Origin of the sequence: Rahnella sp. CG8 (genome assembly GCF_023701875.1) — a bacterium.
Taxonomy (GTDB): domain Bacteria; phylum Pseudomonadota; class Gammaproteobacteria; order Enterobacterales; family Enterobacteriaceae; genus Rahnella; species Rahnella aceris.
In genome coordinates, this window is the sequence record NZ_JABAED010000011.1 from 89,198 (window position 1) to 103,086 (window position 13,889).

12 protein-coding genes and 1 pseudogene are annotated in these 13,889 nt (G+C 55.9%); 5 read left to right on the plus strand and 8 right to left on the minus strand.

What is annotated here, in order from left to right:
* Nucleotides 1–81 precede the first annotated feature (81 nt).
* A pseudogene (locus HGO41_RS12480) lies at nt 82–258 on the plus strand (hypothetical protein); the annotation flags it as partial.
* Here the strand turns inward: HGO41_RS12480 and HGO41_RS12485 are convergent.
* Complete coding sequence (locus HGO41_RS12485) at nt 242–1,270, minus strand: isopenicillin N synthase family dioxygenase (RefSeq protein WP_013575502.1); 1,029 nt, start codon at nt 1,268–1,270, stop codon at nt 242–244. The pseudogene HGO41_RS12480 and the gene HGO41_RS12485 sit on opposite strands and share 17 nt — an antisense overlap.
* Nucleotides 1,271–1,440: 170 nt before the next feature.
* Entirely contained in the window at nt 1,441–2,322 is an 882-nt protein-coding gene (locus HGO41_RS12490; protein WP_250981076.1) for an NAD(P)-dependent oxidoreductase, read from the minus strand.
* A gap of 222 nt (nt 2,323–2,544) precedes the next feature.
* On the opposite strand from HGO41_RS12490, the gene HGO41_RS12495 reads away from it, so the two are divergent.
* Nucleotides 2,545–2,916: a YebF family protein gene (locus HGO41_RS12495; RefSeq protein WP_013575500.1), complete on the plus strand. Its 372-nt coding sequence runs from the start codon at nt 2,545–2,547 to the stop codon at nt 2,914–2,916.
* Nucleotides 2,917–3,112: 196 nt separating this feature from the next.
* Here HGO41_RS12495 and malI read toward each other — a convergent pair whose 3' ends face one another.
* Nucleotides 3,113–4,144, minus strand: a complete 1,032-nt coding sequence (gene malI / locus HGO41_RS12500) for a Mal regulon transcriptional regulator MalI (protein ID WP_250981077.1) — start codon at nt 4,142–4,144, stop codon at nt 3,113–3,115.
* 254 nt (nt 4,145–4,398) lie between these two features.
* Between malI and malX the strand changes: the two genes are divergently transcribed.
* From malX to add, 3 genes are all read left to right on the plus strand, one after another.
* On the plus strand, nt 4,399–6,012 hold the full coding sequence (malX, locus tag HGO41_RS12505) for a maltose/glucose-specific PTS transporter subunit IIBC (protein ID WP_013575498.1): 1,614 nt from the start codon (nt 4,399–4,401) through the stop codon (nt 6,010–6,012).
* A gap of 58 nt (nt 6,013–6,070) precedes the next feature.
* Entirely contained in the window at nt 6,071–7,246 is a 1,176-nt protein-coding gene (locus tag HGO41_RS12510; protein ID WP_112198088.1) for a MalY/PatB family protein, read from the plus strand.
* A 207-nt stretch (nt 7,247–7,453) separates the two neighbouring features.
* Nucleotides 7,454–8,452 (plus strand): adenosine deaminase, encoded by a 999-nt coding sequence (add, locus tag HGO41_RS12515; protein ID WP_112198760.1) that lies wholly within the window; start codon nt 7,454–7,456, stop codon nt 8,450–8,452.
* 64 nt (nt 8,453–8,516) lie between these two features.
* Here the strand turns inward: add and HGO41_RS12520 are convergent, their stop codons facing one another.
* From HGO41_RS12520 to HGO41_RS12540, 5 genes are all read right to left on the minus strand, one after another.
* Entirely contained in the window at nt 8,517–9,536 is a 1,020-nt protein-coding gene (locus tag HGO41_RS12520; protein ID WP_013575495.1) for a bile acid:sodium symporter family protein, read from the minus strand.
* A 79-nt stretch (nt 9,537–9,615) separates the two neighbouring features.
* Entirely contained in the window at nt 9,616–10,662 is a 1,047-nt protein-coding gene (locus HGO41_RS12525; protein ID WP_013575494.1) for an oxidoreductase, read from the minus strand.
* A gap of 129 nt (nt 10,663–10,791) precedes the next feature.
* Entirely contained in the window at nt 10,792–12,147 is a 1,356-nt protein-coding gene (locus tag HGO41_RS12530; protein ID WP_250981078.1) for an MmgE/PrpD family protein, read from the minus strand.
* Complete coding sequence (locus HGO41_RS12535) at nt 12,140–13,042, minus strand: polysaccharide deacetylase family protein (RefSeq protein WP_250981079.1); 903 nt, start codon at nt 13,040–13,042, stop codon at nt 12,140–12,142. Before HGO41_RS12535 ends, HGO41_RS12530 begins: the two co-directional genes overlap by 8 nt.
* Nucleotides 13,035–13,889 (minus strand): polysaccharide deacetylase family protein, encoded by an 855-nt coding sequence (locus HGO41_RS12540; protein WP_126124879.1) that lies wholly within the window; start codon nt 13,887–13,889, stop codon nt 13,035–13,037. The genes HGO41_RS12535 and HGO41_RS12540 overlap by 8 nt, the downstream gene beginning before the upstream one ends.

The following is a 13,889-nucleotide window of genomic DNA, read 5'->3' on the forward strand; positions in this document are numbered from 1 at the left end:
CGCCCGAAATAGTCACTTCCGTTACTGATTTGTTACTCGTTATTATTCGTGGCAACGTTACCCTGCTCAGCCCCCAGGTGTCAGGCTATATCACCGACGTTAAATAACGCGACGGGTAACTTCACCAAAATCTCACAACGTATCGCGGTGCGCATTGAACTGGAACCGGGACAGCAGCAAAGTAACCGTCTGCGTCCGGGCATGTCCACCATGGTCAGCGTAGATACTGCACAGGCCCCGGTCAGCCAGCAGTATTAGCCCCGGGGAAATCGGAATAATAGCGCTGCGCCACGTCAGGATGTGAACGCAGCCGCCCTTTCAGATAATTGAAACCCACATCGCGGAATAACGGATTCAGCGGATCGCTTGCCTCTCCCCGCGCTTCCTGCGCCAGTTCTGCGGGCAACGGGAATAATGGCACAACAGCATCAAGCTGAGCGCCAAGGAAAAATGCCAGCGACAAGCGCTCGCCGCCTTCCGGTGGCGAGACAACCCGATGTACCGTAGCGCGCAGATAGCCGTTGGTGGCAAGTTCCAGTAACTCGCCGATATTTACCACCAGCGTATCAGGGACCGGAAACGCGTCGATCCACTGGTTTTCTTCCACTTCAACCTGTAAACCGCGCTGTTCATCCTGCAAGAGAAAACTGAGGAATCCTGAATCCTTGTGCGCACCGACCCCCTGATTTCCTGCGCCCACCGTGCGTCCCGGATAACGGATCAGTTTGATATGTTCATTGGGCTTTACGCCATACAGCGGATCAAACGCGTCTTCCGGCAGTTTCAGCGCCAGGGCAAAAGCCCGCAGCAGACGCAGCGACATGGCCGTCATCTCCCGTTGCCAGCGCAGTAACAGCGGGCGCAATTCCGGCAATGCTTCCGGCCATTGATTCGGCCCCTGCAATCTTGCCCACGCAGGCGTACTCTCTGTCACCGGCAGTTTTGGCCGCTCGGCACCGAGATCAAACTGTTCGCGCCAGTCCGGCTGACCCCGGGTAATCTCCGAGGCGGCCCGGTTATAACCGCGAAAGTGTGGCGAGTTGATCATCGCCACAGCCAGTTTGTCTTCCTCGGGCAGTGCAAAGAATTGTCGGGCAACCCGCTGAACATCCTTCAGTAACTGCGCATCAACGCCATGATTTTTCAGGTAGAAAAAACCAATCTCACGCGCCGCATAACGCAGTTGCGCAAGGAACGCTTCCCGCTGACCGGGCGTTGCAGAAAACTGACTGAAATCGATCAGAGGGATAGAGGGGGATGTCTGGCTCATCGCGTAGTCCGCCGTGATGTTATTAATAATTATCAACGCTATCACGGTTGCCGGATGACAGACCAATAGCCAGATGGTCTGGTTTATACTTCAGGGTTATGAATGAGAGGCAGAAAACAGCCAGCCCTTCCATGGACAGGCCGCTGATTTATTCACAAATTTTTAATGACTTAAGACTTATTGCCAAGATAGTGATACACCACCGCCAGATCCTTCCCGCCATAACCGCCATCGACCGCACCCTGCCAGGTCTGACTGATACGTTTCATCACCGGCAGTTCAAGATTGCTGCCCGCTTCCAGCGCCAGATTGATATCTTTCAGAGCCCAGGTCAGCTGCATCTGCGGGGTGTAATCACCGCTTTTGAACATCTCCATTTTGCCCCTGATATACGGCGCAGCAAGCGGACCGCCTTCCAGCACATTCCACAGATCGTCGGGGGTGAAACCCAGCGCTTCGGCAAGTTGCGTAGTTTCTGCGATACCTTGCATCATGGCAATCAGCCAGGCATTGACCACCAGTTTCATTCTGGATGCACGCCCGGCTTCGCCCAGCCATTTTGTCGCTTTGGAAATGGCGGCAAATACCGGCTCAATAGCCGCACCCGCTTCACGATCCCCGCTGGCCAGCACCACAATTTGCGCCTGCTCGGCCGGTGCTTTCGTCCCGGAAACCGGTGCATCAAAGAACACCACATCAGGACGCAGTGTTTTAATCAGCGCCATCAACGATTCCGTCGCGTCTACGCCGAGCGTTCCCATTTGAGCGATAATGCCGCCCTGTTTCAGGCCGGCAAGCAAACCGTTGTCACCCTGATAAACGTCAAGGGACGTTTTGCCATCGGACAGCATTGTAATCACCACATCCGCCCCTTCAGCGGTTTCACGCGGTGTCCGGCCGCGTGTCGCACCGGCTTTCACCAAATCATCACCCCGTGAAGCCGTCCGGTTCCAGACGCGGGTATTGAACCCTTTTTTGATCAGGTTAGCGGCGAACGCGTGCCCCATTGCGCCCAGCCCCAGTACGGCGACCGTGGGTTGTTGCTGACTCATGCCTGACTCCTTACGTAAACAATGTATGTTGTAAAAAGGCTAACACCCCGGCGCGCTGTCCGGGGTATTGGCTTCTGTAAGCGAATGCAACAGAAAGGTTGATATTACTTAACCTCTGCTGAGTAAGTGGCGTAACATACGCGCTTTCGCGCCTGGCATTTAATATTGATTTATTCAGGCAGCTTATGATTTGACTGATAATTTTCAGGAGTGGCAAGCATTATGAGTAAAGTTGTTTTGATCGGGATTGTTTCAGTCATTTTCGTTTTGATGGTGCTGATGTTGGGCTCTGTGTATATCTACCCGTGGTGGATGCAGCGCTCCACAGAAGGCGCGTGTGCCGATATCAGCAAGGACAATGCCATCGATACGGTCACCCGTGATTACATGGAAAACCGTATCCCTAACTGGGGCAATGATAAAGACAACATGGGCACGTCGGTGCCGGTTCTGAATTTCATCAGCGATGACGCTAAAGAAGACAAAGGGACCTATAACATCCCGTTCAGCGCGAAAGGCCCGAACGGCACCCTGAGTTATGTCGCGCACTTTAACTGTTCCAATCACTACGTGAAATATTCGACGGTGGAATAAATCCAGACGAACACCCTGGGCTTGCGGCTGTCACTCCGCTCGCTGGAACATAAACGCCGGCAACAGCGCGCAGTGAGAAAAACGCAGGATTCCTGGGGGTTCGTTTCAAATTCTTTGGGCCACTGTGGGCGGCAACCCACAACCTTGACCTGGATTCTAAATTTAAAAGCGCCCGGAGTGCCCGCTCAGGCATCAGCTAAGCCGATTCCCTCTCCACCAGCCCCGGTGGCACAATAATATTCTGCGCTTCCAGATTCTGCCCGCCAATCCTCAGCAATAAGCGCCTGGCCGTTGCGTGGCCGATTTCCCGTGCGGAGTTCGCAATGGAGGTCAGCGGAGGCTCGGTCAGCTCCGATTCCGGTGCATCTTCCATGCCTATCAGGGCAATTTTTTGCTGGAAGAAACTGTCTACTGCCCCGCCGCCGACTTGTGCGCCGGTGCGCAGAACGCCGAAATAGGCACCCAGCGCGACGGAAGATTTATGGCAGACAATCGCGCTGATTTTCGGATAGCGGGATAATAAGGTTTCGGCAGCATCGGCGGCACATTTTTGCTGATAGTCACATTCGATAATCCATTCAGTGCGAAATGGCAGACCGTATTGCAGCAGTGTGGCGCAGAAGCCGCCGAGGCGTTCGGCACGGGTTAACGAATTGCTCAATCCGCCAAGATAGGCGATTTGTTTGTGGCCCTGTTTGATCAGATATTCCGTGGCCATTTTCGCCGCGAGCATATTATCGGGACGGACAACGTCAACCCCCTCAATACCCCCGGAGCGCGCGGCACAAATCAGCGGGACGCCATGTTCTTCGGCCTTTTCTCTCAACCCACCGAGGGTATTCACGCCACCGGCGATCACAATGCCGTCCACGCCGTGGGTCAGCAACGTATCGAAACAACGCATCAGCCCTTTACCGGACGGTCCGCTTTGCAGCAGAAATAACACTTTGCCCTGCGCTTCAAACATCTCACTGAGACCGGCGGTCATTTCGGCATAAAACGGTTCACAGATATCGCGGACTATCAGCCCGACCACGCCGGATTCTCCGCCGCGCAGCGTACTCGCCTGCCGGTTGCGCACAAAACCCAGCGCATCAACCGCCCGGTTAACCCGTTCTGCGGTTGTCTGGGAAATCCGTCCCTTGCTGCTGAGCACCAGTGAAACCGTGGTCACGGACACTCCCGCGTGCTGCGCCACATCTACGATCGTGATTTTTTTAGGGTTCATCGGGTGTTGCCGTTGATTTGAAATGCCATGAAACAGGATCCCTGCCCGCCCGCTTTACTCGAAGGCTGGAATAATTAGCGTGGTCAGACAGTTATACCTAATTCCACCCTTTGAGTAAAACGTTTAACCTTACTTTAACCAGCTTGGTGCAAGCATCATTAAATATTGTGAGGTACGACACGTATTATTTAGGTAAAACGTTTTATCTTAGCCGCCATCAAAAGCAGCTTAATAAAACAACTCATGGAGCGGGTATGCCTGCAAATAAAAAACAACGTGTCACACTTTGGGAATTCTTCCAAAGCCTGGGGAAAACTTTCATGCTTCCGGTCGCCCTGCTGTCGTTCTGCGGCATCATGCTGGGCATCGGCAGTTCGTTAAGCAGTCATGATGTGGTGACGCTGATCCCCGCATTAGGGAATCCGATCCTGCAACTGGTTTTCGTCTGGATGAGCAAAGTCGGATCGTTTGCCTTCAGCTTCCTGCCGGTAATGTTTGCGGTCGCTATCCCGCTGGGCATGGCGCGTGAAAACAAAGGTGTGGCGGCTTTCTCCGGCTTCGTCGGTTTCGCCGTGCTGAATCTGGCGATTAACTTTTTCCTGACCGCCAACGGCACATTGCCGACCGTCGACCCGATGGTGCTGAAAGCCAATAATATCCAGATGATCCTCGGCATTCAGTCTATCGACACCGGTATTCTGGGCGCAGTGATTGTCGGTATCATCGTGTACATCCTGCACGAACGCTACAACACGATCCGTTTGCCGGATGCGCTGGCCTTCTTCGGCGGCACGCGTTTTGTCCCGATTGTCACCACGGTGGTGCTCGGTCTGGTCGGTTTGCTTATCCCGCTGATCTGGCCTTTCTTCGCCGCTGGCATTAACGGTCTGGGCCGTCTGATTCAGGGCGCAGGGGTATTTGGTCCGATGATTTTCGGTTCCGGCGAGCGTCTGCTGTTACCTTTTGGTCTGCATCACATTCTGGTTGCACTGATCCGCTTCACCGAAGCTGGCGGTACGCTGGATGTCTGTGGTCGCGAAGTCAGCGGCGCGCTGACCATCTTCCAGGCGCAGCTTTCCTGCCCGACCACGCACGGTTTTTCTGAAAGCGCGACACAGTTCCTTTCTCAGGGCAAAATGCCTGCTTTCCTCGGCGGCTTGCCGGGTGCTGCACTGGCGATGTACCACTGCGCGAAACCTGAAAACCGTCATAAAATTAAAGGCCTGCTGATTTCCGGCGTGGTTGCCTGTGTGGTTGGCGGCACCACTGAACCGATCGAATTCCTGTTCCTGTTTGTTGCGCCGGTTCTGTACGTGATCCACGCCATTCTGACCGGCCTGGGCTTCACCATCATGTCGGTTCTGGGTGTGACCATCGGCAATACTGACGGCAACATCATCGATTTTGTGGTCTTCGGTATCCTGCACGGCACTGCCACCAAGTGGTATCTGGTGCCGGTTGTGGCGGCTATCTGGTTCGCGGCTTATTACGCCATCTTCCGCTTCTCCATCACCCGCTTTAACATTAAAACCCCGGGCCGGGAATCTGAGAACATGCCTGCTGCCGCAGCGGTGCCGTCTTCCAGTAAATCTGGCTACAACGTGCCGGTTATTCTGAGCGCGCTGGGCGGTGCCGGTAATATCGTTTCTCTGGATAACTGCATCACCCGCCTGCGTCTTTCCGTGGCAGATATGTCGCTGGTCGACGATGCCACGCTGAAAGCCAACCGCGCCATCGGTGTTGTGCATCTTAACGAACACAATCTGCAAGTGGTGATTGGTCCGCAGGTGCAATCAGTGAAAGATGAACTTGATTACCTGATCCGCACCGCGGCGAGTCAGCCCGCGCCGGAACCGGCTATCGCGTAATATGATTAACAGGGCGACTCCGGTCGCCCTTTTCTGCTTTATTCAGGGAGTGAAAAGAATGACTTTTGATTTCTCCACCGTTACCGACCGTCATGGCACCTGGTGCACCCAGTGGGATTACGTCGCTGACCGTTTCGGCAGTGCAGACTTACTGCCATTTACCATCTCCGACATGGATTTCCCCGCCGCGCCCTGCATTCTCGATGCGCTGCAAAAACGTCTGCAACACGGCGTGCTCGGTTACAGCCGCTGGCATCACGATGATTTCCTCGGCGCGGTGGCGCACTGGTATCAGCAACGTTTTAACAGCCAGATTGACCGCGAAATGGTGGTTTACGGCCCGTCAGTGATTTACATGGTTGCGCAACTGATCCGCCAGTGGAGCCAGCCGGGCGACGGCGTGGTGACATTTACGCCCGCCTATGACGCCTTCTTCAAAGTTGTGGATGGCAATCAGCGCCAGATGCTGGCCTGTCCGCTGATTAAAAACGCTAACGACTGGGCGCTGGACGCAGAACATCTGGAAAGTCTGCTGGCGCAACCGGCCTGCACTTTGCTGTTGCTGTGCAGCCCGCATAACCCGACCGGTAAAGTCTGGACGCGTACAGAACTGGCGCTCATCTCAGAACTTTGCGAACGCCACCACGTGCGGGTGATCAGTGATGAAATCCACATGGATATGGTCTGGGGCGAAAACCGCCACACGCCGTGGAATGAAGTCGCACGCGGTGAATGGGCGTTACTGACGTCCGGCTCGAAAAGTTTCAACATCCCGGCGCTGACCGGCGCTTACGGCCTGATCAGCCATCAGGCCCCGCGCGAGGCGTATCTGCAGCAGCTAAAATCCTGCGATGGCTTATCGTCTCCGGCAGTGCTGGCCATTCATGCGCACGTTGCCGCGTATCATCACGGTGAACCCTGGCTTGACGCGCTGCGGGAATATTTACAGGGCAATCTGCAATACGTTGCGGAACAACTGAACGCCGCCTTCCCGCAGCTCAACTGGCAGCCGCCGCAATCCACCTATCTGGCCTGGATTGATTTGCGCCCGCTCGGGCTTGACGATAATCAACTGCAAAATGAGCTGATCGAACATCAAAAAGTCGCCATCATGCCGGGTTATACCTACGGCGAAGAAGGCAACGGCTTCCTGCGCCTGAATGTTGGCTGTCCGAGATCGAAGGTGGAAGCGGGTGTTGAAAAATTAATCAATGCCATCAGGGAGTTGGTCTAAGCTCCTCCCCCTGCGAAGGGGGAGGACGGGAGGGGGTTTTAAGGGCAAACACCTGGTCGATTCACACTTCAACCTCCTGATATTTCTTTAATACCCCACCCCAACCCTCCCCTTCGCAGGGGAGGGAGCAAATTCAAAACCCTTCTTGTTGCGCAACTAAATACAGTTATAATGCCCCGCACATTTCAATAATAATGAGTGCACACCATGATCGACACACGCCTCCCCCTGACCGACATTCACCGCCACCTTGATGGCAACATCCGCGCTCAAACCATTCTCGATTTAGGCCGTCAGTTTAACCTGACCTTGCCTGCCAATGAACTTGAAGCCCTGCGCCCGCATGTCCAGGTGATGCATACCGAACCGGATCTGGTGAGTTTTCTGCAGAAACTCGACTGGGGCGTAAAAGTGCTGGGCGATCTCGATGCCTGCCGCCGTATCGCCAAAGAAAACGTTGAAGATGCGGCGCGTGCCGGTCTGCATTATACCGAGCTGCGTTTCTCCCCGTATTACATGGCGATGAACCACAAACTGCCGGTCGCTGGCGTGGTGGAAGCGGTGATTGAAGGGATCCGCGAAGGTCAGCAACATCATGATATCGATGTGCGTCTGATTGGCATTCTGAGCCGTACCTTTGGTGAAGATGCCTGCCAGCAAGAGCTTGAGGGTTTGCTGGCGCACCGCGACGGCATTACCGCACTGGATCTGGCCGGTGATGAACTGGGTTTCCCCGGCAGTCTGTTCCTCAGCCACTTTAACCGTGCGCGTGACGCAGGCTGGCGCATTACCGTGCACGCCGGTGAAGCCGCAGGGCCGGAAAGCATCTGGCAGGCGATCCGCGAGCTGGGCGCAGAGCGTATCGGCCACGGTGTGAAAGCCGCACAGGATCCGCAACTGATGGATTTCCTGGCGAAGCATCAGATTGGTATCGAATCCTGCCTGACTTCCAACATACAGACCAGCACCGTTGCCTCTTTTGAACAGCATCCGCTGGCGATTTTCCTGCGTCACGGCGTGCTGGCTTCAATCAATACCGATGACCCGGCGGTTCAGGGCATTGAGATTGCTAACGAATATAACGTCGCCGCACCGGCTGCCGGGCTGACGCCAGACGAGATCCGCAAGGCACAGGAAAACGGCCTGACCATGGCGTTCCTGACAGACGCTGAAAAGCAGGCCATTCGCGACAAAGTATCGGCGTAACGCTTTCTGTGACAATAAAAAAGGGCGGAAATGATCTCCGCCCTTTTCTTTTTGGTTCAACCTGTTAAACCGTTTTTACTTCTTCTTTCTTCAGCAGTGCCGCGGCTTCTTCACGTGCCACACGTTTGGCATAGCGTGAGGCCAGTACCGCGCACACCATCAACTGAATCTGGTGGAAAATCATCAGCGGCAGCACCATCGCGCCTACGGCGGCAGCCGGGAACAGCACGTTCGCCATCGGAATACCGTTCGCAAGACTCTTCTTCGACCCGCAGAACACAATGGTGATTTCATCTTTGGTGTTAAAGCCAAACAGACGCGCCACGTAAGTGTTGATGATCAGCACAATAGTGAGCAGAACAACAGAACAGCCGAGGATCGCCAGCAGCGACCAGCCGTTGATCTGATGCCAGATCCCCTGCACCACCGCTTCACTGAACGCCACATATACCACCAGCAGAATCGATGAACGGTCAGTGACGTTGACGATTTTCTTGTGACGCTGTACCCAGCCGCCAATCAGCGGACGACAAAGATGCCCGATGATAAACGGCACCATCAGTTGCAGCACAATAGAACCGATGGCGTGCAGGGTGTCAGTGGTGCCGCCCTGTGTATGCATCAGCAGGCCGACCAGCACCGGCGAGAGGAACACGCCAAGAATACTGGATGCCGACGCGCTGCAAATGGCCGCCGGAATGTTACCGCCCGCCACCGAAGTATAAGCAATCGCAGACTGCACGGTCGCAGGTAGTGCGCAGAGATACAGGAAACCGTAGTACAACGTCGGCGTCAGGATCCCTACCGGCACCAGCCATTTCATGCCCAGACCGAGCAGCGGGAACAACGCGAAGGTGCTGAGGAACACCACTACGTGCAGACGCCAGTGGCTGATACCCGCCATGATCGCTTCACGGGAAAGCTTCGCACCGTGCATAAAGAACAGCAGCGCGATAGCGGCCGTGGTCAGGTAACCGAAGAAGGTTTTATAAATCCCTTCACACGGGAAAAATGAGGCGACCACGACAACACAAACCAGGATCAGCAAAAACTTGTCGATTTTCAGACGTTGTAACCAGGACATGAACCTTCCTTGCAAAGTGAATAACAAATGAAAAATAAAAGTGCCACCAAAGTGACACTTAAGAAGCGTAGACGACGTGTTAGTTCTTGATGACTTTCAGGGTCGCCTGTTGTTCTGAGGACTGCATCCCCAGTTCGAGCATTTCCATCACACGGATAGCATCAGCCGCCGGAACCGGATTGTCGCCCTGTCCGTTAATGGCATCCCGCACCCCGGCATAATAAGCCGGGTAATTGCCCGGAATGGTCAGCAGCGATTTTTCCGCCAGTACGCCGTCGTGGCTCAGCGTAATCACACCATCGCGCTTGTCGAATCCCCAGTCAGGCTGTGGCAGACGTTCACCGGCTTTCAGGCGGTCCTCCTGCGGATCCAGCCCGAATTTCACGTAGCTGCCCTTTTCGCCCTGCACGATAAAACGCGCAGTTTCGGCAACCGCATACACCGTACTGTGCAGCACCACGCGACGGCGCGGATAGGTCAGCACCGCGTTGAAATAGTCCACGGCTTTACCGCCGGGGCGCAGTACAGCCAGATCCGCCTGCAACGTTTCCGGCAGTCCGAACAATTGCAGCGCCTGATCCAGAAGATGCGAACCCAAATCGAACCAGATGCCGCTGCCCGGCGCATCACTTTCACGCCAGCGCTGCTGAACCTGCGGTTTGTAACGGTCGTAATGGGATTCGAAATAGACGATATCGCCGAGCGCACCTTCTTCAATCAGCGTTTTAACCGTGAGGAAATCCGAATCCCAGCGACGGTTATGAAATACTGACAGCACCTTGCCTTTTTCACGCGCCAGCGCGTCAAGCTCGCGGGCTTCCTCAAGTGTTACGGTAAAGGGTTTATCCACGATAACGTGCTTACCCGCTTCCAGCGCCAGTTTCGCCAGCGGGAAATGGGTGGTATTGGGCGTCGGGATCACCACCAGATCAATGGACGCATCGGCAAACAGCTTTTCCGGCGAATCTACCACCTCCACATTGGGCCAGTCCGCATGGACTTTGCCCGCATCGCTGCTGGAAACCACCGCCAGCTCGAGGCCGGGCGTGCCATCAATCAGGGGTGAATGAAAGGTTTTACTGGCGAAGCCGTAGCCGACGAGGCCGGTACGCAGGGTCTGAGTCATAGGATTTCCTTTATTTAACGGTCTTATCCGCTGGAGGCTAATCATCTGATTTGACACCAGCCACGCAGGATGAACAAGTGAAAAATTTGCCCTGTCTCTTTGCACCGCCCCCTGCGAAGGGGGAAGGAGTTACCGCCCGATGAACGCATTAATATCTCGCGCCAGATCCAGCCGCATCCCCTGCTCCCATATCCTCTCTGCCTCTTCCTCCGACATCACCCGCGTCGCCAGCGAGATAAACTTCTGTTTAAGTTGCTCATCTGACACCGGATTACCCGGCGCACCTAGCGCGACATCAACCCGCAGGGTTTGCGACTGGCCAGAACGGGTGAAGAGCGTGACATCCGGCTCGCCGTCGGCGCTCAGGGTGTCGTCTTCCCGCAAATCAATCCGGCGGATCATCTCCAGCAAGGCCGGATCCTGACGTTTATCAGCGTCATACGCCGCCAGCCCTGCGTGTCCAAAGACCACACGGGCGGCGATAGCGTAGCGGATACTCATCTGCGCGGCGGCCAGCGTGGCGATTTCGTTGTCGCCGCACATGCCGTTGAGGAACGGACACAAGCGCACAACGATTTTTTCGATATCCGCCGCGCCGGCATTCAGTCTTTCCAGCAAAATGCCGGTGGCGTCAATGGCTGAATGCGTGCCACGACAGGAGGCGTAAGGCTTGATGGAACAACGTTCCAGCTTCCAGATTTCCCCCAGTTGCGCGGTCAGCGCTTCCGGCGTTGCACTGGCAGGGGCCAGCGTGGAAAGAAATCCTCCCCATTTATCCCCGAATAACTGCGACGGGCCGCTGATGCCCTGCCTGGCGCTCAGCGCGGCCAGCACACCGCCTTCGGCAGCACGTCCGGCGTGCAGTTTTTTACTCTGCGAACCGTCGTGGATAAACGCCCACAAGCCGCCGCTGAAACTGCCTGAAATGCCTAACGCCGAACTGATTTGCGCCGCATTCAGCCCCATTAATTTTCCGGCTGCCGCCGCCGCACCAAACACGCCGCAGGTGGATGTCGAATGCCAGCCTGCGCCGTTATGTGGTGAATATCCGCCACAGGCTTCCAGCACGCGGCGCGCCACGTCATAACCGATCACGACCGCAGTGATAAACGCTTTTCCGCTGACCGGCTGCGGGCATAACGGCAGTACCGCCAGCAAAGCCGGAATCACCACTGCGCCGGAATGATCGCAACCGCCGGTATCATCAAGTTCCAGCGCATGCGCCGCCACGCCGTTAAGCAGCGCGGCGTTGCGCGGCGACGTCAGTTCGCGACAGCCCCACACCGGCGAAAGCGGCAATGCGCCTTCACCGAGGATCATCGCCGCCACCTGTTTTGCAACATCGCTGGCAGATCCCACCAGCCCCGCGCCGAGCGTGTCGAGGATATGCCGTTTGGCGCGTTCAACAAGCCGTGGCGGCAAATCCTCAAAACGGGTGTTCACCACGAATCCGGCCAGAACCTGCTGTTGTGAAACATTACTCATAGCTGACTCCCGGCGCGGTGTGTTGCATCCAGATTTGCGCCGGATGCGACGCCTCGTTTTGCGGCTGATTCTGCGACCACCAGTCCGCGACTTCGCCGGCCGTCGCCACCCAGACGTCCGGGTGCGAAGTGATGTAATCCAGCAGTTCCGCCAGCACACCAATGCGCCCTGCCGTGCCGATCACTTCCGGATGCAGGCGCAGCACGTAACACAGGCCAAAACGGTGGAAACCGTCGAAATCCATCTTCATATTGCCGAGGGTATGGCGGTAAGAGGCAATCCGCGACTGCGCCGGAGGCACCGCCGGGCTGAGGTTAAAGGCAAAATACGGCTCGTCTTCCATTTCATAATGCAGCGGCAGTTCCACCAGCCGCGACGCCAGACCATCCTGCATCGGCTGGAAATAGGGTAAATCATCCCCGCGCCAGCCGGATGTCCAGCTGAATCCTTCATCCGCCAGCACATCCGCAAAACCCCTCGCCCAGTTACCGGCGGGCAAACGAAAGCCGCGTGGCACTTTACCCGTCAGCGCTTTCAGCGCCGCTTTACCCCGTTGCAGGCTGTCAGTTTGCTGATGCAACGACAGGCCGTCAAAATGGACGAATTCATAGCCACAGGTCGCCAGTTCGTGACCCGCACGGTCTATATCACGGATCTTCTGCGGGTTTTCATCCGCCACAATGCCCGGCACACACCACGAGCTGCGCAGGTTTTTCTCCTCCAGCAAACCCAGCAGCCTGTCGATGCCGCGCAGCGTGCCATAACGCCAGACGGACAGCGTTTTTTCGCGTCCGGCCACCGCAGGCACCTGACTGAGAATGCCGTGAATATCATTGAAATCAACAGTAATCACCACCGCAGAGCGGTAACCTGCGGGCCAGTTTTGTTCAGTCATTGGCATGCTCCTGCATCCACCAGTGCGCGACGTCCCGGCAACGTGCAAACCACACGTCATCCCGCGCTTTCAGGTGAGCAAAAAATGCGTCAAGTAGCATAATGCGTCCGGGTTTTCCGCTGATTTTTGGATGGAACAACGTGGTCAGGCTCAGCCCTTCATCCATCGCGCCATCGAATTCACGACACCAGTTATCCAGCGTCAGTTCATAGCTGGCGGTACGGTCTAAGCCTGAGGGGAAATTCGGCTCGCGGGTATAAGCAATAGAAGCGTAATCGTCCATTTCCCAGCGGCCCGGGATTTCCACCAGCGGGCGGTCATGCCCCGCAACGCTGATGAGATAAGGCCGGTCGTCGCCGCGCATACTGCTGGAATAGGTCACGCCCGCCTCCAGTAGCATGGCGGGGGTTTCTGCATGCCAGTCACCGGAAGGCGTGCGAAAACCCTCAGCACGGATGCCCAGAAACTGCCAGAAAATCTCGCGGGATTTCTGCATCACCCACAACTGTTTCTCCGCGCTGATGGCGTAAAAAGACTCATGACGGTAACCGTGATACGCCACTTCATGGCCGCGTCCGACAATCGCCTGACACTGTTTCGGCCAGTTCTCCACGACCCACGCGGGGATGAAAAATGTCGCCGGAAGCCGGTGATCATCAAGCAAATCAAGAATGCGCTCCAGCGCGCGGTAGGGTCCGTAAGCGCCGAAGGTAAAGTAATCCGCTTTCTGCCAGAGGGTGCCGTTAAGCATCGCATCACCGGTCGGGCCGTCGAGGTCAAACGCCAGCGCCATGCAGCCGCGTTTGTTTTGCGGCCATAAACTGGCCGCCTGTTGTGAAATCGTCAT

Bases quoted from the DNA above. Each gene is read 5' to 3' on its own strand.
- HGO41_RS12485 (WP_013575502.1), bottom strand. From the start codon at position 1,270: ATGAGCCAGACATCCCCCTCTATCCCTCTGATCGATTTCAGTCAGTTT.
- HGO41_RS12490 (WP_250981076.1), bottom strand. From the start codon at position 2,322: ATGAGTCAGCAACAACCCACGGTCGCCGTACTGGGGCTGGGCGCAATG.
- HGO41_RS12495 (WP_013575500.1), top strand. From the start codon at position 2,545: ATGAGTAAAGTTGTTTTGATCGGGATTGTTTCAGTCATTTTCGTTTTG.
- malI (WP_250981077.1), bottom strand. From the start codon at position 4,144: ATGAACCCTAAAAAAATCACGATCGTAGATGTGGCGCAGCACGCGGGA.
- malX (WP_013575498.1), top strand. From the start codon at position 4,399: ATGCCTGCAAATAAAAAACAACGTGTCACACTTTGGGAATTCTTCCAA.
- HGO41_RS12510 (WP_112198088.1), top strand. From the start codon at position 6,071: ATGACTTTTGATTTCTCCACCGTTACCGACCGTCATGGCACCTGGTGC.
- add (WP_112198760.1), top strand. From the start codon at position 7,454: ATGATCGACACACGCCTCCCCCTGACCGACATTCACCGCCACCTTGAT.
- HGO41_RS12520 (WP_013575495.1), bottom strand. From the start codon at position 9,536: ATGTCCTGGTTACAACGTCTGAAAATCGACAAGTTTTTGCTGATCCTG.
- HGO41_RS12525 (WP_013575494.1), bottom strand. From the start codon at position 10,662: ATGACTCAGACCCTGCGTACCGGCCTCGTCGGCTACGGCTTCGCCAGT.
- HGO41_RS12530 (WP_250981078.1), bottom strand. From the start codon at position 12,147: ATGAGTAATGTTTCACAACAGCAGGTTCTGGCCGGATTCGTGGTGAAC.
- HGO41_RS12535 (WP_250981079.1), bottom strand. From the start codon at position 13,042: ATGACTGAACAAAACTGGCCCGCAGGTTACCGCTCTGCGGTGGTGATT.
- HGO41_RS12540 (WP_126124879.1), bottom strand. From the start codon at position 13,889: ATGACGATTTCACAACAGGCGGCCAGTTTATGGCCGCAAAACAAACGC.